This window comes from Virgibacillus senegalensis, assembly GCF_000821245.2.
GTDB classification, from domain to species: Bacteria; Bacillota; Bacilli; order Bacillales; family Amphibacillaceae; genus Sediminibacillus; species Sediminibacillus senegalensis.
Genome location: NZ_LN611425.1, coordinates 1,268,629 through 1,288,295 on the forward strand (window position 1 = coordinate 1,268,629; position 19,667 = coordinate 1,288,295).

The following is a 19,667-nucleotide window of genomic DNA, read 5'->3' on the forward strand; positions in this document are numbered from 1 at the left end:
CAGTGGCTCAAATCTCCACACTAATGGCTCAATCTCTCCGCAATACTCACTTTTCCAAATCATATCCAGAAGATACGAACATGGAGCGATGATTATCACTTCAAATAAATCGTACGTTGAATGGGGCAAGATCTTTGGAGATGAAGTTTTAGCAACGGCGATACTGGATCGTTTAATCCACCATTCCACAACCTTTAATATTAAAGGAGACTCTTATCGTCTGAGGGAAAAGAAAAAGGCTGGCATTCAGCCAGCCAAAGTCCGCTGATAATAGGGAATTTGATTCCGTTGAAAACAAGGAATTTTAAACCGTTGTTGACACTTTTCTATCAACATCTGCATTTGCCGAAAATACAGCGTATTTGAGACCTAAGTTGTTTTTGGAATCATTAGAACAATTATCCCAGAGTGAAGGGGCTACTAGCTTTAAATTATTTCTAATTTTTTCATCAAGGTTAGGATCGGCATACATACCAAACACAGCTCTTATAGTAGAATCTACTAAGTCTGTAGGTAATATTTCAATGTTTGATTTGATAGGTGGGATATCGTCATTTGATAGTTCATTTGATCTAAGGTTATTAAGAAGTCTTTTTACCTCTAAAACAGGGCCTTCTGGTTCTTTTCCTAATACTTCCTTAATGCAGGTTTGTAGCCAACTAGTTAACTGAAACCCATCTAAATCGTTATGGTTAGGATGTGCAGCACTTGCATGATTTCTCATATCTCTTATGTAATCAAGATGCTTATATCCTATTTCCGTAATGATTCCAGTATCCTTACAGCCTTTAATAAGTTCCCATTCGTCCAATTTTTTTAGATCATCTTCAGTTTTAAAACTTTGTCTTCGCTTAGTATCTGTTATGATACTATTAAGAAAATAGTCCATATCAAACCTAATAACCTTATTCCTTAGATTTATAACAGTTTCATTCCAAAGAAAGTTTAGCGCTGCATCAAATAGTCCAGCCCCGCAAGCTGCTACAAATTTTGAGATATACATGGAATCTCTTTTTCTTTCCGGTGTTAGCCTCGAAACAACTCTAGGTAAGTTTTCTATTACATCCATTCTTTCATCGGGATTTACTAACACATTTTCCGATGGTAAATTAAGCTGCTCTAAATATTTAGTTAATCCATTGGAAAATGAGTCTACTGAACTTGCTACTTCTGATGTCGGAGTTACATCAATAATCTCAGTGTTTTTTTTCATAAAATACCTCCTTATTTTTAATAACACCTAGTAATATATGGTTATTGTACCATGAATAAAAAAATGTTTAATACTCTGATACTAGGTTTGATACGTTTTATAGCTACAAAGAGGTGGAAAAAGTTTTTATAATTACTTAACACCAAGAGTTTTTAGGTAATTAACCCCCGACCATCATTATAAAATAGGCATTGGAAAGTGGATCCAATGCCTATTTTTGCCTCTTAAATCACCACGCTGAACCGCATCATAAATAGCAATTTTTAAAAAGGTGTGAAGAGATGAATAAACGAGACTACTTAGTAAAGACCTTTTCACGAACCAAGAGGAAAGATTACGAGAATTATATTTTAACTGCTATCTGGCATAAGTTGGACAACATGAATCTTAAACCTGTTAGTCAGCAATATGTAAAACGACAAAATGGCACATATGCTTTGATGGATCTATATTTCCCTCAATTACACATAGGGGTGGAAGTGGATGAAGCATACCATCAAGAAAATCAAAAAGAAGATAAACTTCGTATGGATGATATTATTTCTGCTGTTAATGAAGATTCTATTCATGATTTTCAATGGTTTAGAATTGATGCCACTAAGTCACTAGAAGAGATAAATGATAGCATCAATGAGATTGTATCAGTTATCCAAGATAAGGCTTCAAAAACTATTTTGAAGTGGAAAACATATGAAGAAGAATTAAAGCAGTTGAAACAACAAGAATTTCTAACCATTTACGATGATATATCATTTATGGATATAAAGGATATTATAGCCAATACTGTATTCGGGAAAAATGCCAAAAGGTACCAAAGGAGTTATTTCAGGGTGAAAGATAAACTGTGGTTGTGGTGTCCAAAACTCTCAATTATAGAAAATGGGAATACTAAATCAGTAGCTGGAGGTTGGCTAAATATATTAGCAGAAGATTGGTCATACATTGATGAATCCCACCAAGATGGGGGAATTGCCAAAGAAAGAAGCGGAAGCTATATGGAAGAAGTTGAATCTGGCCGTGAAAGGGCAGTATTTGCAAAATACAAAGACAATCTTGGATTTAATAGGTATAGGTTTGTTGGAATCTTCAAAGTCTCAGGCATATCTCCCGATAATGAGATGTTTATCAGATACTTACGAGTCAATGATAAAGTGAAAATTGTTAGTTAACCAATGAACATAGGCTTATAAATTCCAAAGCTGAAATAGTTCACTCAAAAGGGGCTCTTATAGGGAGGGCGCATGCCCCAAAAAATTAGTGAGAGATTCTGGCTTTCCTTCACTTTTTATCATATTCTTTAGAATTGTGTTTNCTTTTCCAAATCATATCCAGAAGATACGAACATGGAGCGATGATTATCACTTCAAATAAATCGTACGTTGAATGGGGCAAGATCTTTGGAGATGAAGTTTTAGCAACGGCGATACTGGATCGTTTAATCCACCATTCCACAACCTTTAATATTAAAGGAGACTCTTATCGTCTGAGGGAAAAGAAAAAGGCTGGCATTCAGCCAGCCAAAGTCCGCTGATAATAGGGAATTTGATTCCGTTGAAAACAAGGAATTTTAAACCGTTGTTGACACTTTTCTATCAACATCTGCATTTGCCGAAAATACAGCGTATTTGAGACCTAAGTTGTTTTTGGAATCATTAGAACAATTATCCCAGAGTGAAGGGGCTACTAGCTTTAAATTATTTCTAATTTTTTCATCAAGGTTAGGATCGGCATACATACCAAACACAGCTCTTATAGTAGAATCTACTAAGTCTGTAGGTAATATTTCAATGTTTGATTTGATAGGTGGGATATCGTCATTTGATAGTTCATTTGATCTAAGGTTATTAAGAAGTCTTTTTACCTCTAAAACAGGGCCTTCTGGTTCTTTTCCTAATACTTCCTTAATGCAGGTTTGTAGCCAACTAGTTAACTGAAACCCATCTAAATCGTTATGGTTAGGATGTGCAGCACTTGCATGATTTCTCATATCTCTTATGTAATCAAGATGCTTATATCCTATTTCCGTAATGATTCCAGTATCCTTACAGCCTTTAATAAGTTCCCATTCGTCCAATTTTTTTAGATCATCTTCAGTTTTAAAACTTTGTCTTCGCTTAGTATCTGTTATGATACTATTAAGAAAATAGTCCATATCAAACCTAATAACCTTATTCCTTAGATTTATAACAGTTTCATTCCAAAGAAAGTTTAGCGCTGCATCAAATAGTCCAGCCCCGCAAGCTGCTACAAATTTTGAGATATACATGGAATCTCTTTTTCTTTCCGGTGTTAGCCTCGAAACAACTCTAGGTAAGTTTTCTATTACATCCATTCTTTCATCGGGATTTACTAACACATTTTCCGATGGTAAATTAAGCTGCTCTAAATATTTAGTTAATCCATTGGAAAATGAGTCTACTGAACTTGCTACTTCTGATGTCGGAGTTACATCAATAATCTCAGTGTTTTTTTTCATAAAATACCTCCTTATTTTTAATAACACCTAGTAATATATGGTTATTGTACCATGAATAAAAAAATGTTTAATACTCTGATACTAGGTTTGATACGTTTTATAGCTACAAAGAGGTGGAAAAAGTTTTTATAATTACTTAACACCAAGAGTTTTTAGGTAATTAACCCCCGACCATCATTATAAAATAGGCATTGGAAAGTGGATCCAATGCCTATTTTTGCCTCTTAAATCACCACGCTGAACCGCATCATAAATAGCAATTTTTAAAAAGGTGTGAAGAGATGAATAAACGAGACTACTTAGTAAAGACCTTTTCACGAACCAAGAGGAAAGATTACGAGAATTATATTTTAACTGCTATCTGGCATAAGTTGGACAACATGAATCTTAAACCTGTTAGTCAGCAATATGTAAAACGACAAAATGGCACATATGCTTTGATGGATCTATATTTCCCTCAATTACACATAGGGGTGGAAGTGGATGAAGCATACCATCAAGAAAATCAAAAAGAAGNACCTCTACAAGATTATCTATTCACGTCCCACAATACGTCTGATATGGTCGATTGGTTGGCTCCGGCAATTTGATATAAGGCTCCTGATCTTTCGTATAAGCATATGGAGCGGAAAGCACTTCGATCAGCCGCTCGGTCACGCTGAAATCTCCGTTTTGGACTGCAGCTTCCAGCGCTTCCTCTACACGATGGTTGCGTGGAATCACGTTAGGATTTGACCGCTTCATCAATTGAAAAACTTCGTCCCTTGATTTTTCCTGCCTGGACAGCCTTTCCTGCCAGCGTTGAAACCAGTCCGTAAATGCTTCCTCACCATGCATTGGGGTCTTCTCCGGTTCACTTAATGTCAGAGCGCGGAAAGTATTGGTAAAATCAGCATCGCTTTCTTCCATGATGTCGAGCAAATCTTGAATCAGCACACTATCCTGCTCCTCCCTATTATGGAGCCCAAGTTTTTTCCTCATTCCCGCAAGCCAATAGTCATCATAGAAATCCTTGTACTCACCCAGAATTTCTTTTGCCTGGTCAATCGCGTGCTCTTGCCTTTCATGAAGTAGCGGTAACAGAGCCTCCGCAAAGCGAGCCAGGTTCCATTGGCCGATTCCCGGCTGGTTTTGATACGCATAACGTCCTTGTACATCAATCGAACTAAAGACAGTCGCCGGATCATACACATCCATAAACGCACATGGACCATAATCGATTGTTTCACCACTGACCGTCATGTTATCCGTATTCATCACGCCATGTATAAAGCCGACAAGCTGCCATTCAGCAATCAATTCTGCCTGCCGCTTGACTACTTCCCGGAAAAAGGTCAGGTATCGGTCAGGATTGTCTTCGATATCCGGATAATGACGGTTGATCGCATAATCCGCCAATTCGCGGAGCTCTTCTTCGCTTCCCCAGCGGGCCGCATATTCAAATGTCCCAATTCGCAAGTGACTGTCTGCCACACGTGTAAGAACAGCGCCAGGAAGCTCTACTTCACGTCTCACAGAATCTCCAGTTGTCACTACCGCCAAGCTGCGATTGGTCGGAATCCTGAGTGCATGCATCGCTTCACTGATGATGTACTCACGAAGCATCGGACCAAGCGTTGCCCGCCCATCACCGCCACGGGAAAAAGGAGTACGCCCAGATCCTTTGAGTTGGATATCCTTCCTTTCCCCATCTGGTGTAATTTGCTCACCAAGCATGACTGCCCGGCCATCACCAAGCATGGTGAAATTACCGAACTGGTGACCTGCATATGCCTGAGCAATTGGCTGTGCCCCTTCCGGGAGTGTGTTCCCAGCAAGTATCGCGGTGCCTTCTGCCGTTTGCAGTTCGTTTGCATGTAATCCTAAATCCTCTGCCAGTTGCTTATTGAATAGGACTGTTTTGGGGGAGGACACTTTCGTCGGCTCCGCATTTTCAAAAAAACGTTCCGGCAAACGTACATAGCTGTTGTCAAAGTTCCATCCCATGTTGTTATGTGTCATGATATCTCCTTGATTGGTTTGTCTTAATACTATCCTATATCTTTCTCCAAAGATGGGAAAATCATATGCATGGATTTTTGTGAGATGAGATGAAATGAAAGGTTGGACGCCTATGCTTATTTAATCCCGTTTAAAACAAACCAATTTTCTAATCAGACATTTTTTCAGCTAGTTATCGGTTAGCCCATAATAATTTAGTGTAATCAAAAGTTCACACCCTTTGTTATAGCAAGCTTTAATGAAGTATCTATAATACATAAGAAAACAACTTATTTTTGAAGAGCAAGTTAAATGCATAGTATGGTTGTACTGTGCATTAAATGACTTATTTTTTGCTCTTCTTCAAATTATTTTATAAACATACTATTAAAACATTATTATAGACAATTGACTTCTCTAATATCTATTTTATATAATACTGAAATTAAAGATTTAAGACAGTTTTATATGTCTCTCTTTTATGAATAAAAGAGTCTTGACCACCTTCTAGTATTGCAACTATATGATTTAATACAACTTTATCATCTGGATAACCCTTTTTAACTAGCCATCCGCGTTTGTTGTCAGACTCTAATATAAGTACCTGCTCAGCATCAGCATTAGTAACTATAGTTGCTGAATGAGTTGAAATAATAACTTGTCTTTTATTTTTTATGCGTCTTAAACTTCTTACAAGGTTTTGATATATATACAAGTTATCTAGATTATCCTCAGGCTGATCAATTACCAAAGGAGTACTATCATTACTATATTCTCCATAGTTGAATAGAAAAGTTAAGATAGCTACGACTTTCTGTCCTAATGATAGGTCCTCTATATTCTTCATTAACACTCTTTCATTTAGGACTGATTCTTTCGAATTAACATTAAAATATATGGAGAATTCATCTACTACCTGTAATAAATAGTTAATACTTCTAGTTACATTATCAATATCTCTAAATATACGTCCTTCTATTTTATTGTAGATTTTACTAATATTCTTAGAATCAATATAATCATACTCGCCACTATCTGTATTAGATATAAAATCACTTAAAGAAAACTTCTGTTCAATAATTCTATATTTTTTGTTTAACAATAACTCCAAGAATCTCAAGTATCCCATATCTTTTATAACAGTGTGCAAGAAATTTTCTACGTCGTCCCAAGTTAGATAAGTATTAAGTACATTCTTATCTTTTTTTAATTCAAACCTCTCATCAAAGTGGATTTCTAAATCATCAATGAATATTGAAGGCTCTTCTACTTTAGATGAATAGGCAATATTAATTAAATTTTCATTTGCAACATTAAAATCATTAATGGCACTATCAGCAGTTAGTCTTCTTTTATTAATTTTGCTTATAATATCTTTTAAATTTTCTCTTAAATATTTTCTGTAATTATTTTTGTTTAACAGCTGTAAATTACTAATTATTTCACTAGACTCACTAAATTTATCACCATTTAGTATGACTTCTTTTATAAAATTACTTATATCTCCAGTATTTATGCGATCTATTATACTATTTATAGAATAACTTTTTTTATAAACTTCATCTAAAATTCTTGTTTTCGTAGAATTTTCTACTAATGTATAGTTTCTTTTAATTCCATGATATTGAACTTTATATAAAGATACCCAATGTGGAGCTAATGTATAATTCCCCTCACTTGTTTCCACTGAATCGGCAAATGCTTTCTCCAAGAAAAACTCTTCATTAATATAACTCGATTTTTCCCCTACTTGGGGTAAAAACTCTAAAATATAGTCATTATTTTTATAAAAGAATATAATGAAAATAACTTTATGTTGTGATATAAACTTTAAATACTTTTTATTATGGTACTGGAGAGTAAATACAGTTTCCAAGATATTAAGTACAGTGCTTTTTCCTACCCCCCTGCCTCCAATTAGGCAGTTTAAATCCCTTGAAAAATCAATTACAAAAGGAGCATTTCCTTTTTCTTTAGATGATAGAAACCCATTTTTCTCAGGAACTATATACATTCCCTTTATAAACCTATCATTAAAGGAGGGTTTATTAGTGTAAACACAAAACTCATAGTTTGTAAGTGCCTTTTTTAAAGATTTAAAGTTTACTTTATTGAATTTAATCCATGTATTTTTTTTACCCAATTGTTCTAAATTATGTGAATCACCTTCATATAAAAAACAAAATTTTTCAGATAGCTTCCCTTGTACCCCATTTATCTTTTCAATGATAGTGTCTTTCTTACTTATGTTTGTAAGACCTAAAATGAAAAGTTCCTCTAATCCGAAAAGGGATTTCTGGTAGAGATTTGTCCCTTTAAAATCACTGGAATTTATATGCGCAATGTAAGGAATACCATTTTGTTCACTTACTCGTTTTACCATATCTAAACAAGAAATGTAGGTTCCTTCTTCATCGGAATGTATATATTTTTCTATAAATTCTTTCACCCGATTAAACTCATGACCATCGAATATTGCAACTAAATGGTAATGGTCCGAACAACTTATTTCCACCCCAAGAAACAATGAAATACACTTCCTATCATCATACCCTTTTAACCTGGATTTATAATAATCAACAATTGTAGCTCGCAATTTTTTAAAACCACTAATTGTGTTATGGTCAGATATTATTGCAGCTTTTACATCGTTTTGGTATAAAGTATGTGCAATTAACTGATATGCTACCACTTCCTTAAAACAACAAAAATCACAGCCATATTCCTCGTTAATATTTTTAACTAACTTCTCTTTTTTTGCCTCATTGTCTTCACCAACATACTCTTTTATGAAATTACTATTATATAGTCCCCTATCTAACGAAACTTGTATTACTTCTGCTTCTTTCATGTCTCTATATTTTTTGCCTGGTATAAGTTGATAATCATGTGAGGCAGGTGTATGTATATGAAATTCGGTTTTTAACAAGTGTCCATATGATTTTTTAGAATGTTGAACAGTTTCGTAAACAGTGTTTAACGTCCGATTATGCGCCAATATACAAATCCCCTTTTTACAATTATTTCATATTATTCTACCATATTCTTCTATATACTAGATATTTCATCTATTTTACTAGTTGCACAATGTGTATATAGAAACCAAGGAATTAAAACTTTCATTATCTTTTATGTTGCTTAGATTTTCTATCGTTAATTATCTTTGCATTTATATGTCGCATCAGGTGAATTACTCGCTCAAAGGGCAGGTTTGCAAAAGAAAATTAGTTCCCATGTTTTAAGACATACTTTATCCACTTTAACATTAATTGGTGCAGAATTGGTTACGATTAAAGAGCTCTTAAGTCTAATATAAGGCAAACAAGATAAGTCCCTATCTTATTCTTGTAATGTATTTTTTGTCATTGTATAGGAACCCTTAGACTAATTATAAAGTCGAGTTGATTAAATCTAGGAGAGCAAATGCAGAAAAAAGCAATTATGCTATACTTAATCGCCTCTTAATATTTGTGTAGATGTCAGTATTCTGAAGTGCAATTGAAAAGCTGTTATATCTTACTTAACATTAGAGTTGCAATTATATTATAGAAGAATAGAATTATTAATAAACTACTTGTAATATATAATTCACCGTTATGTGTCTATATTAGTTTTTTAGACTCTCTGTCGATTGTTTACTAAGACCTTCGACTCGTCTGTAAGCTAAGTTTCCCATGTCTAGATTATAATCAAGGTTTTGTCTCAATTCTGATTCCAGATGAACAGTGTTTCGATATTTATATAGTTTTTTAAGATCACCCTTTAGTTCAGAATCAATTAAGTTTAATTGATAACATGCCTCAACTTTTTGATCATACCTGATTTTTGTTTTGTCAACTTCTTTTTTTTCTATGAAAAAAGTTAAAATTTCTTTACCATCATGAATTAATTCTCTTTCCAACTTTTCTTTTTTATGACGTGGAATCATAATTTGTGTAGTCCTTTCTTGAAACAAGAGATCTTGTACAGGTCTTTATCATCTAATAAATCGAAAAGAACATAATTAACAACAGCTTCTTGTATAGAAACAAACATAATAACTTGTGTTTTTATTTGTGCTAATAATAACTCATCTTTAGCTTGAAGACCCTCAAAAATTTTATAAATAACACGACTATTTTCGTACTCAACAATTAATCTTTTCCTCAAAGTTTCATCCGCTATAAATGTGTAAAATTTATCTTCATACCACTCATCTCTAGGTAAATGTCCATAAACATATTCTAATATTTTTTCTTGCAAATCTTCTGAAAACGGCATTTCTTACCTCCTACTATTTTCTTTAATAATTTTGTTTTCTAGCTACTTATTTTCAATCTAATGTGATTCTAAGTTATAAATATAATGTTTTTTCACTTGTAACCCGACTTTTCTAGATACTTACTATTGGATGTGTTCTGAATTTCCACCATAAACAATGAAATGTGCGCAGTACAATACTTAGTCATAAACGGAGAAGAGACGATTAACTAATAAACTTAATCGTCTCCGTAATCTTTCAATCGTTGGGCTGCTCCGGACCAATATGATCAAGTTCTAAAACCAGTTACTCTAAAATCGTCTCCTGTTATTTCAGATGAAATCATGTCTACAAATTGGTATATTGACTTAGTTATAAACTCTGATAATAGCCAACCATAGTTCTTATGAAGGTGCTTTTCTAATGTCTCTGGATCATATCTAGACATCTCACTTAGTCTATGCATAGCAGCAAATGTAAGGGGAAGTGTACTCCTATCAATCAGTCCATTTTGTAAATTTTTTCTTTTTATGTACCATAGTTGGGAGTGGCTATAAATATATCTAAACCTTTTACGATGATTAGTATAATATTTACTAAACTCTTTTAAACTACTTTGATCAGGACTATTTCTGGGGGCATTCCAATAAAACTTTTTATTTAGTCTGAGTGTGTAAAAATCAGTGTTATCATAAAAACGGTCAATTCCAAAACCTGTTATTTTAGCAAACTCTTGTTGCGATGAATAACCTGGTTCTAACTGTACCTCTAACCAACCTTTTTTCTGATCTTTGTCAAACACAAATCTAGGATTCTCAATAGGGATAAATAATTCTGGTTGGTTAGAATATGTTAAATTGTATGCTCTGTGTATATACTCAAGGTTGTATAGTATATCTTTTAAATTATAGATTTCAGGTAAAGGCTTCTTTCTTGTTGGAACGTGAAATGTTTTAATTGGTTCCTTCAAGTAACTACAAAGTCCTGAAAGAACCCCTTTTGGCTGTAATGATACTAATTCATTAATTATATTAATATTAGAGTTTATTCTTTTACCTGATACACCATGTTTTGTGTCAAATCCAATTCCTTTTACGGTAAGAAGAGCTTTAGTAGTATTTAGAAAACAATAGTAGGATGTCAGTGGCTTAGAAAGTATATCAAGATTCTCTGTTGCTCTAAAGAAATTGCTAGCTTGGTTCCAATAATNCTTCTTGTATAGAAACAAACATAATAACTTGTGTTTTTATTTGTGCTAATAATAACTCATCTTTAGCTTGAAGACCCTCAAAAATTTTATAAATAACACGACTATTTTCGTACTCAACAATTAATCTTTTCCTCAAAGTTTCATCCGCTATAAATGTGTAAAATTTATCTTCATACCACTCATCTCTAGGTAAATGTCCATAAACATATTCTAATATTTTTTCTTGCAAATCTTCTGAAAACGGCATTTCTTACCTCCTACTATTTTCTTTAATAATTTTGTTTTCTAGCTACTTATTTTCAATCTAATGTGATTCTAAGTTATAAATATAATGTTTTTTCACTTGTAACCCGACTTTTCTAGATACTTACTATTGGATGTGTTCTGAATTTCCACCATAAACAATGAAATGTGCGCAGTACAATACTTAGTCATAAACGGAGAAGAGACGATTAACTAATAAACTTAATCGTCTCCGTAATCTTTCAATCGTTGGGCTGCTCCGGACCAATATGATCAAGTTCTAAAACCAGTTACTCTAAAATCGTCTCCTGTTATTTCAGATGAAATCATGTCTACAAATTGGTATATTGACTTAGTTATAAACTCTGATAATAGCCAACCATAGTTCTTATGAAGGTGCTTTTCTAATGTCTCTGGATCATATCTAGACATCTCACTTAGTCTATGCATAGCAGCAAATGTAAGGGGAAGTGTACTCCTATCAATCAGTCCATTTTGTAAATTTTTTCTTTTTATGTACCATAGTTGGGAGTGGCTATAAATATATCTAAACCTTTTACGATGATTAGTATAATATTTACTAAACTCTTTTAAACTACTTTGATCAGGACTATTTCTGGGGGCATTCCAATAAAACTTTTTATTTAGTCTGAGTGTGTAAAAATCAGTGTTATCATAAAAACGGTCAATTCCAAAACCTGTTATTTTAGCAAACTCTTGTTGCGATGAATAACCTGGTTCTAACTGTACCTCTAACCAACCTTTTTTCTGATCTTTGTCAAACACAAATCTAGGATTCTCAATAGGGATAAATAATTCTGGTTGGTTAGAATATGTTAAATTGTATGCTCTGTGTATATACTCAAGGTTGTATAGTATATCTTTTAAATTATAGATTTCAGGTAAAGGCTTCTTTCTTGTTGGAACGTGAAATGTTTTAATTGGTTCCTTCAAGTAACTACAAAGTCCTGAAAGAACCCCTTTTGGCTGTAATGATACTAATTCATTAATTATATTAATATTAGAGTTTATTCTTTTACCTGATACACCATGTTTTGTGTCAAATCCAATTCCTTTTACGGTAAGAAGAGCTTTAGTAGTATTTAGAAAACAATAGTAGGATGTCAGTGGCTTAGAAAGTATATCAAGATTCTCTGTTGCTCTAAAGAAATTGCTAGCTTGGTTCCAATAATTCAGTGCTTCTTTTGCTTTTTTTGTATTTTGTCTTTGTAACAATAGTTCAACATAATGCCAAGTAGAATCTGTAAGAACTGTTTTATTTGTGAAACTAGGTTCCACTACGGTCTTTCTTAAAGTTATTTCCTTAGTTTTTATTTTCATTGTAGGTCGATGTTTCTTAGGTTTTATTTGCTTTTTTATTTCTCTTATATCTTCATTATTTTTATTGATTAGTTCTCTATTTTTTCTTTGAGACTTTATCACTCTATTGTAATGATTAGCAACCATTTCTTTTCCCCTTTATAAATTTGCATTCATACCTTTTAACAAACTACATTTCTACATTAACTATTGCCAAGATTATTAGTTACTACATTTTCAACTAGATAGAAGCTTCCTTGCCGCATTTATTATCCTTAACCATTACCTTTTACGTTAACTCTTGACAACGCTTTAAAGATATTTATAGTTAACGCGCAGTATAAAGTCTATTACGCAATATGAGATTTCCCAACCGGTTCCATTCATGCCGACTTATTCACTTTTAACATCCAGCTCATCAACTCCGGTCTTTCTACCAAACGCACTTGGTTCGAGGCAGCTAGTTTTTTAGCGTTTGCAGTGAAAAAACTATTGGTAATAACCCAACATTCATCAGCTCGGTAATAGGTCTTTGCCGAAACGATTTCCTGTACCGCCTTAACTCCTACATTTTTCTTGTATCGCTTGGCTTGCACGACAATTTTCTTCGTCTTGTTATTTAGTACAAGATCTGCTCCATAATCACCTGAAGCCGGCGTTAATTTAACCTGATAACCTTTTGTTTTTAATAAAGCGTGCAAATACTCCTCGAAAGTCTTGCCATTCATTTTATCAATTTCCAGGATACCGGATTTTCTTAGTCTTATCTCTTTGATTGTGTTTATGATAACTGCGTATAAGGAAGGTACTATAATCATTAATAATAAAAGCATTGTCAGCTTAGGCTCAGCAGTGACCATCGTCCAAAATAAATCAAACCCCATTTTTATACTTTCTCCGAAACTCATTCCCATTTTCTTTTCTCCTCGCTGTTTTTCTTCTATGCTGTTTTAAGTTTCAACAACTTATTTTCTTTTTAATCATCCACCTCTACAAGAAACACCCGCTCCGTAAACCCGCCACGTTCCGTCTTTTTCTGCTTCCTCTCTTTTTCTATTTCTTCTATGGAAGCCCCATACACTTCTGCTATCGAATGCAGTAATTCCAGCATATCCGCGGCTTCCTCGATAATGTCTTGCTTCGTTTCAGCAGTGACCAATTCTTCCGCTTCTTCGAGCACTTTCTTATTCAAAGCTGATAGGTACGCCTGTTCAGATAATATTTTGGTTGAACAGCTTTTCCCGTTTTGTTCGATGATTTGTGGTATATAATCCCGGACTAGTTTATGGTATGTGGGCAAATGAAGCTTCCTCACTTTCGATAAATATTGCTAAATTATGACAACATTAAGTTTATTTTACTAAAAAATATTAGAGAAAACATTATAAAATGAAAATTTATGGATTTAATTTCTAATACCTTATTTTCATCTACCATTACAACTTTTGTATCAGGACATTCACCCATACTCCCCTTCTGCATAACATATGGAAGGAAGGCTGTTGAATTTTTTAAAGAGGTGAAATGGATGAACCCTGATGTCGATTACACATCCCCTTCTGCTCAGTTTACGTTTGACGTGAACAAAAGCAATTTGTTCAAAAAAGACAACCAAAATTTGATTAACATTTTAGGCATTGAACAGCTCAATACATTGGAAAACGTTTCATTGCTCGACATTTTCCTAAGCAGGACGAATGTCGTCGAGCCGCATTACCATCAAAATGCTGCAGAGCTCGTGTATTGCATTGCAGGCGCAGCGACTGTTTCGATTATGAATCCCTATACAAAGGAAATACTTAACTTTCCAATCACACCGGGCCAGGTGGCCAACGTGCCGCAGGGCTGGTGGCATTATGAGATGGCGACGGTCGATAATACCCATCTGCTGGCCATTTTTGACGCTCCGACACCTGAAGTGATTCTAGGTTCTGACCTGCTGAAGTTCACGCCTGCCAATGTAATGGCCCATACGTATTGTCTGGATCAGCGTGAGTGGGAAAAAACGATTGCTCCTATCCAGCCTTCCACCTACATCGGTCCCTATAAAAACTGTCAGCAAAATAATCAGTCAAACATGCCATACGGCCAACAAGGATACTATTCATCTTTTCCTTATTATCCATTTTATTAATGATGAAAAAAGATATAGACATGTAATGGCATCTATACCTTTTTTCGTTTGTGTCTATCTTCCAAACGCTTCGCCATCATCACCAATCCTGTAATATTTTCAAATCCATTCTTCTTATAAAATACTTCTGCCAGTCCTTCTCTGGCAGTCAAAAGGAAAATACTGTTGATGGCATGGTCGTCACAATAATTTGCCAACTTGTCAATCAGACCGGAACCGATTCCCCTGCCTTGATAAGCGGACGCAACACACATTTCATTGAGATAAAAATGGTTCGCTTTTACCCATTTCTCTGAATAACCCAATAAGAATCCGAGCAAATTCCCTTCTTTAGAAAATGCTCCAAATCCTACAAATTTGGGATGATGAAAAATATCAGTCAACCGCTCCTGTGCAATTTGCTGCTCCCAACCATCGTTCCAAGGCGGGCTGTTGAAAACTTCCGTGTACAGATCAGAGCAACGCAGTAAATCAGATTTCATAAGTAATCGAGCTTGGTATTTCACCTTTTCTCCCCCTCCATAATTCTCGGCTGATTGATGCATGCCAGTTTTCCAACATTTCTTCCTGATTCATTTATGCGGTTTTTCCGCTCCTCCTACAATAAAAAAAGGCGGCAATCAAATGCTGACTGCCACCCTGGTGTAAGTTACTATCTTAGTAAAAAGTTTTGATATGCTTCGCTTGCTAAAACCTCGGCCAAAAATTCCGCTTTCGCATCACGATAATTTTCCATATCTTTTCCATTAAACTGTCTCTTCAATTGGTTATATGCTTCATTGCAGGAAGGATTCTCCTGTAAAAAACGAGTTGTTTTCCAAAAATGATCAACTTCCGAGCCATTTACAGTTAACTGCACGCCGATCGGCAATTGATCTTCTGTTTCAAATGCACAAAAGAAAGAAGTCTGATAGCTTCCCTCATTAATGGCATAGATTTCTTGCAATACTTTTTTCGCTTCGGGAAAATCCTGCTGGTCGATTCGTACCTGCAAGTCGACATCCCCTTTAGTAAGAGAACCTTTCACAGCTGTACTTCCAATATAATGAACTTCCGACTGAGGAAGCCGTTTAAGGATAAGCTTTCGGTGTTTTGCAAACACTTTCTCGGCTTTTTCCCTAAAAACAGATTCCGGAGCAAAATAAACATACTCCACCATACCAATGCTACCTCCTGTATATTCCATTTTGTTTCCATGTCAGTCCACAGACAATCACATTGGTATCGCTCCGTTTCCATTCGATATGTCTCTATTTTACTTGAATTACCACAGATTCCAAGACTTTCAGAGCATTTTTTGCAAAAACTCCGTGCCCCTCCCTTTGAGGCTTCTCAATAAATGGAAAATGCGCTCTATATGGAATCATCCTATGCTTTCCCACTAGAAACTAACAAATTATGTTAACATAAAGAAAATAGGGGGATTAATATGAGCGAAAACAAAGAAACTCCTGAAAAAACAAGAGAACGTCTAAAACAAGAAGAATTGAAAAGAAATCCAACCGGGAATATGAACGATGCATTTAAAAGGTCCGATACAGGAAACCTCGCTGATCTAGTAGGCAGCCTGAGCTGGAAAGGTTTTGGCATTCTCATCCTTGTATTAATAATAGGCTATGTTGTAGTGTCCCTTTTCTTTATGTAAGAAGACCTGTTTAAACGCCGGCACGGGCTCCGCTAACTTGTTCAAGAACATCAGTTGCACATCTACTATTTTCAATCCAGCCGTTGCCTTGCAACTGGCAGTCACTTAAAATAAAGATAGAATCTCCTTTACTTGTCTGATTGCAAATTGTCCACCGCTAAAACCTTAATATATTCCTAACTGTGAGCATTTTTATATGATCAAATGATAATAATCGATTGGTGTAAAAGTAAATATAGACGGTTTGCAAAATAGTTTTTGATTAAGGCACTTTTCTCAGACCTTGTTATTATTACAAGTATTTTTACCATTAGATAGAAAAAGTGAGAATTCAGGATGTGGGTTCTCCCTCTGGCTCTTTGGAAAATATAAACAACGATATAAATTTAATACTAATAAGTGCTAATCCATGCTTCGGAAATACCCTGCGCTTTCCGCGGGCGGCTGGTGAGCTTCCTCGAGCTAAAGCTCTACGGGATCTCACCGAGGCCTTTCCTCCCGAGGAGTCTTCGGGTATTTCCTCCGCAATGTACAGCTTCTTGTTCCTAGCTGTGGATACTCTCAAGGATTTCATCAACAGCAAAGAATACCGTATGAGTTTTCGAGTATTTTGTGTGTTTTGCCCAACATCTTTACTAAAAAACTGCCTTATTACAGGGCAGTCACAAGCATACTTAAAAGAAATATCTAACCAAATACGAGGAGATCGTATGCAAAATATTAAGGATTGGGCCAAAAAGATTAAAAAACAACTATTTGTATTATACCTAGCCTATAAAGATGAAAGAGTACCGTGGTATGCTAAATTGTTAGCAGCTTCCGTTGTAGCCTATGCTTTTAGTCCAATCGATTTGATACCTGATTTCATCCCGATACTTGGTTATTTGGATGATGTTATCCTTGTCCCTTTAGGGGTCCTATTTGCATTAAAAACGATACCGGACCAAGTGATAGCAGAATGTGAAACAAAGGCTGCCGAAATGCTGAAGCATGGCCAGCCGAAAAATTGGGTGTTTGCCTTCCTTATCATACTAATCTGGATCCTTATTATATGGTGGATTATCTGGAAATTTTATCAACTAGTTTAGTAATTTTTTTCAAAGCATCTTATATAACAAAACAAAAATAATTTAGGAGGAAACGAATATGACAAACACAAACAAGGATTTGTCACAAGAACAACGAGATGAATTACTCGATGTATTGAAAGACCGTTTTGAAAAAAACATGCACCGCCATCAAGAAATGAAATGGGATAAAGTACAGACAAAGCTGGAAGCTGATAGCGAAAAGCTATGGTCGCTTAATGAAATGGAAACGACCGGCGGTGAACCGGACGTGGTTGGCCATGACAAAGACAAGGACGAGTACATTTTTTATGATTGTTCTACGGAAAGCCCTAAAGGACGCAGAAGTGTTTGTTACGACCGGGAAGCTTTAGAATCGAGGAAAAAACATAAACCTGAAAACAATGCTGTTGATATGGCAACTTCTATGGGGATAGAACTTTTAACAGAGGAACAATATCGAGCCTTGCAAAAACTCGAAAGTTTCGACAAGAAAACGTCTAGCTGGGTGCAAACACCCGATGATATAAGAAAACGAGGCGGTGCTCTTTTTTGTGATTATCGCTACGGAAACGTCTTTCTGTATCACAATGGGGCAGAATCCTATTATGCTGCGAGAGGATTTCGTGGATCACTGAGGGTCTGATTTTAGACGAACTGAAGAATATATTGAAGTCTCATGCTTCTATTCTTTTCTTCATCTCAACGAAGAAATTCAAAAACAGAACGCTTGGATCCCGTGCCCAAGCGTTCTGTTATATCATTCGTAGATGATTTCGTTATGGAATTAAGTTCTCGTTTCAAGAAGAAATCATCCTTGTTCAAGTCGCAAGAGCGCTTGTTTCATGTCCAGGCCACCGCGGAAACCTGTCAGCTTACCATTTTTTCCGATAACACGGTGGCAGGGAATCGATATCATTACTGGATTGGCACCGATAGCCGCTCCGACCGCACGTACTGCTTTCGGACGTTTGATCATTTCTGCTACCTGCCCATACGTGTACGTTTCCCCATAAGGGATTCCTCTCAATACTTCCCATACTTCCTTTTGAAAGGTTGTGCCTTGTAAATCGACCGGAAACGTGAAGGCTTTTCGCATTCCACTAAAGTAATCGCTTAGTTCCTGTTTATATGATTGAAGCAGCTGGTCATTTTCTTGGAAAATTGCTTGAGGAAACCGTTTAGCCGCCCATCCTTCCAGTTCGGTAAAGGAATGATCAGGGGAGCCCACATAGCATAGTCCACACTCAGTTGCAGCAAGATATAATCGCCACTCCTCATCTTCATACAAAGAATAATAGATTGTTTGTATCTCCTTGTCCTTCAACATAAATTCCCCCTTCCCTGTTGTCTAGCCCGATAAATGGTAGGTGTAACGTTCATGCTATCCTTAAATATCGTAATAAAGTACGCGGTATTTTCCACTCCTACTTCCTTACTGATTGATGAAATAGACTTGTCTGTAGATACCAGATATTCCTTTGCTCTTTCCACTCTGGCGTTCCGAATATATACGTGAGGGCTTTTTCCTGTTCGTTTTTTGAAAGTTCGTTGCAGATGATAAGGACTGACATGGACAACCTCTGCCAGATCTTCCAAGGTTATTTTTCGTTGGAGATGGCAGTCAATCCAATCGATTAGTTCCTCTACCCACTTGTCTTCCGGCAATAATAGTTGTTCGGGTCTGCACCTTTTACATGGCCGGAACTGTTTTGCCAGTGCTTCTTTGGCAGAAGAAAAGATTTGCACATTTTCAGGCAAGGGTAATCGCGATTTACAGGAGGGCCGGCAAAATATCCCGGTCGTTTGTACACCATAATAAAACAAGCCATTATAGGTGGAATCATTATTCTTTATCGCACGCCAATATCGCTCCGGAATATAGGTAGATTTCTGTTTTTCCATGTCATCACCTCTACATTTAGTATAACGCAAATATAGGAGATGAAAACTCGGTAGAAATGGGACAGCAAGATTTTAGTATGCGATGATACATTCTAAAAGTCAGACACATACTGGCTTGAATATTAATACTGTTTTTCCCTTGCTCGATACAGCGATGCTTTGATTAAGATAGATACAAAAACTTCACCATCTTCTGTAGCAATTAGCCGTTTTTACCACAACAAAGGAGCTCCC

Annotated in this window: 20 protein-coding genes and 2 pseudogenes; 8 read left to right on the plus strand and 14 right to left on the minus strand. The window is 35.6% G+C overall.

Annotated features, from left to right (window positions below):
• Nucleotides 1–52 precede the first annotated feature (52 nt).
• Nucleotides 53–268: pseudogene (locus tag BN1067_RS17135) on the plus strand (ATP-binding protein); the annotation flags it as partial.
• Nucleotides 269–304: 36 nt separating this feature from the next.
• Here the strand turns inward: BN1067_RS17135 and BN1067_RS17140 are convergent.
• The gene (locus BN1067_RS17140) at nucleotides 305–1,213 is read right to left on the minus strand and encodes a hypothetical protein (RefSeq protein ID WP_053220035.1); all 909 of its coding nucleotides are present in this window, start codon (nucleotides 1,211–1,213) and stop codon (nucleotides 305–307) included.
• 281 nt (nucleotides 1,214–1,494) lie between these two features.
• Between BN1067_RS17140 and BN1067_RS17145 the strand changes: the two genes are divergently transcribed.
• Entirely contained in the window at nucleotides 1,495–2,382 is an 888-nt protein-coding gene (locus BN1067_RS17145; RefSeq protein ID WP_053217778.1) for an AbaSI family restriction endonuclease, read from the plus strand.
• Nucleotides 2,383–2,537: 155 nt separating this feature from the next.
• Nucleotides 2,538–2,744, plus strand: a pseudogene (locus BN1067_RS17150) (ATP-binding protein); the annotation flags it as partial.
• Nucleotides 2,745–2,780: 36 nt separating this feature from the next.
• Here the strand turns inward: BN1067_RS17150 and BN1067_RS17155 are convergent.
• On the minus strand, nucleotides 2,781–3,689 hold the full coding sequence (locus BN1067_RS17155) for a hypothetical protein (RefSeq protein ID WP_053220035.1): 909 nt from the start codon (nucleotides 3,687–3,689) through the stop codon (nucleotides 2,781–2,783).
• Between the two features lie 281 nt (nucleotides 3,690–3,970).
• On the opposite strand from BN1067_RS17155, the gene BN1067_RS20535 reads away from it, so the two are divergent.
• Complete coding sequence (locus tag BN1067_RS20535; RefSeq protein WP_053220036.1) at nucleotides 3,971–4,279, plus strand: AbaSI family restriction endonuclease; 309 nt, start codon at nucleotides 3,971–3,973, stop codon at nucleotides 4,277–4,279.
• Here BN1067_RS20535 and BN1067_RS17165 read toward each other — a convergent pair.
• From BN1067_RS17165 to BN1067_RS17200, 8 genes are all read right to left on the minus strand, one after another.
• Complete coding sequence (locus tag BN1067_RS17165; RefSeq protein ID WP_053217945.1) at nucleotides 4,227–5,690, minus strand: protein adenylyltransferase SelO; 1,464 nt, start codon at nucleotides 5,688–5,690, stop codon at nucleotides 4,227–4,229. The two genes, BN1067_RS20535 and BN1067_RS17165, sit on opposite strands and share 53 nt — an antisense overlap.
• A 424-nt stretch (nucleotides 5,691–6,114) precedes the next feature.
• Entirely contained in the window at nucleotides 6,115–8,667 is a 2,553-nt protein-coding gene (locus tag BN1067_RS20310) for a Spaf_1101 family AAA-like ATPase (RefSeq protein ID WP_053220037.1), read from the minus strand.
• Between the two features lie 609 nt (nucleotides 8,668–9,276).
• Nucleotides 9,277–9,597 (minus strand): hypothetical protein, encoded by a 321-nt coding sequence (locus BN1067_RS19960; protein ID WP_199868553.1) that lies wholly within the window; start codon nucleotides 9,595–9,597, stop codon nucleotides 9,277–9,279.
• Nucleotides 9,594–9,929 carry a hypothetical protein gene (locus BN1067_RS19965; RefSeq protein WP_199868554.1) on the minus strand — a complete coding sequence of 112 codons (336 nt, stop codon included), beginning with the start codon at nucleotides 9,927–9,929 and terminating at the stop codon, nucleotides 9,594–9,596. Before BN1067_RS19965 ends, BN1067_RS19960 begins: the two co-directional genes overlap by 4 nt.
• A gap of 269 nt (nucleotides 9,930–10,198) precedes the next feature.
• Nucleotides 10,199–11,137 carry a YaaC family protein gene (locus BN1067_RS17180; RefSeq protein WP_053220038.1) on the minus strand — a complete coding sequence of 313 codons (939 nt, stop codon included), beginning with the start codon at nucleotides 11,135–11,137 and terminating at the stop codon, nucleotides 10,199–10,201.
• A gap of 498 nt (nucleotides 11,138–11,635) precedes the next feature.
• Nucleotides 11,636–12,829: a YaaC family protein gene (locus tag BN1067_RS17190; RefSeq protein WP_053220040.1), complete on the minus strand. Its 1,194-nt coding sequence runs from the start codon at nucleotides 12,827–12,829 to the stop codon at nucleotides 11,636–11,638.
• A gap of 236 nt (nucleotides 12,830–13,065) precedes the next feature.
• A complete protein-coding gene (locus BN1067_RS17195) occupies nucleotides 13,066–13,596 on the minus strand; it encodes a restriction endonuclease (protein WP_234400724.1) in 531 nt (176 codons plus the stop codon).
• A gap of 62 nt (nucleotides 13,597–13,658) precedes the next feature.
• Nucleotides 13,659–13,982, minus strand: coding sequence for a nucleoside triphosphate pyrophosphohydrolase (locus BN1067_RS17200; protein WP_053220041.1), 324 nt, complete (start codon nucleotides 13,980–13,982; stop codon nucleotides 13,659–13,661).
• 228 nt (nucleotides 13,983–14,210) lie between these two features.
• Between BN1067_RS17200 and BN1067_RS17205 the strand changes: the two genes are divergently transcribed.
• Complete coding sequence (locus BN1067_RS17205) at nucleotides 14,211–14,816, plus strand: cupin domain-containing protein (RefSeq protein ID WP_053220042.1); 606 nt, start codon at nucleotides 14,211–14,213, stop codon at nucleotides 14,814–14,816.
• A gap of 32 nt (nucleotides 14,817–14,848) precedes the next feature.
• On the opposite strand, the gene BN1067_RS17210 is transcribed toward BN1067_RS17205, so the two are convergent.
• Together BN1067_RS17210 and BN1067_RS17215 are read right to left on the minus strand one after the other, a co-directional pair.
• Complete coding sequence (locus tag BN1067_RS17210) at nucleotides 14,849–15,322, minus strand: GNAT family N-acetyltransferase (protein ID WP_199868555.1); 474 nt, start codon at nucleotides 15,320–15,322, stop codon at nucleotides 14,849–14,851.
• 146 nt (nucleotides 15,323–15,468) lie between these two features.
• A complete protein-coding gene (locus tag BN1067_RS17215) occupies nucleotides 15,469–15,975 on the minus strand; it encodes a GrpB family protein (RefSeq protein WP_053220044.1) in 507 nt (168 codons plus the stop codon).
• A gap of 270 nt (nucleotides 15,976–16,245) precedes the next feature.
• Between BN1067_RS17215 and BN1067_RS17220 the strand changes: the two genes are divergently transcribed.
• From BN1067_RS17220 to BN1067_RS17230, 3 genes are all read left to right on the plus strand, one after another.
• Nucleotides 16,246–16,461 carry a DUF6366 family protein gene (locus BN1067_RS17220; RefSeq protein WP_053220045.1) on the plus strand — a complete coding sequence of 72 codons (216 nt, stop codon included), beginning with the start codon at nucleotides 16,246–16,248 and terminating at the stop codon, nucleotides 16,459–16,461.
• Between the two features lie 710 nt (nucleotides 16,462–17,171).
• On the plus strand, nucleotides 17,172–17,549 hold the full coding sequence (locus tag BN1067_RS17225; protein WP_053220074.1) for a YkvA family protein: 378 nt from the start codon (nucleotides 17,172–17,174) through the stop codon (nucleotides 17,547–17,549).
• Between the two features lie 58 nt (nucleotides 17,550–17,607).
• Nucleotides 17,608–18,174: a DUF4256 domain-containing protein gene (locus BN1067_RS17230; RefSeq protein WP_053220046.1), complete on the plus strand. Its 567-nt coding sequence runs from the start codon at nucleotides 17,608–17,610 to the stop codon at nucleotides 18,172–18,174.
• Between the two features lie 165 nt (nucleotides 18,175–18,339).
• On the opposite strand, the gene BN1067_RS17235 is transcribed toward BN1067_RS17230, so the two are convergent.
• Together BN1067_RS17235 and BN1067_RS17240 are read right to left on the minus strand one after the other, a co-directional pair.
• Nucleotides 18,340–18,858, minus strand: a complete 519-nt coding sequence (locus tag BN1067_RS17235) for a methylated-DNA--[protein]-cysteine S-methyltransferase (RefSeq protein WP_053220047.1) — start codon at nucleotides 18,856–18,858, stop codon at nucleotides 18,340–18,342.
• On the minus strand, nucleotides 18,852–19,433 hold the full coding sequence (locus BN1067_RS17240) for a bifunctional transcriptional activator/DNA repair enzyme AdaA (RefSeq protein WP_053220048.1): 582 nt from the start codon (nucleotides 19,431–19,433) through the stop codon (nucleotides 18,852–18,854). Before BN1067_RS17240 ends, BN1067_RS17235 begins: the two co-directional genes overlap by 7 nt.
• Nucleotides 19,434–19,667 lie beyond the last annotated feature (234 nt).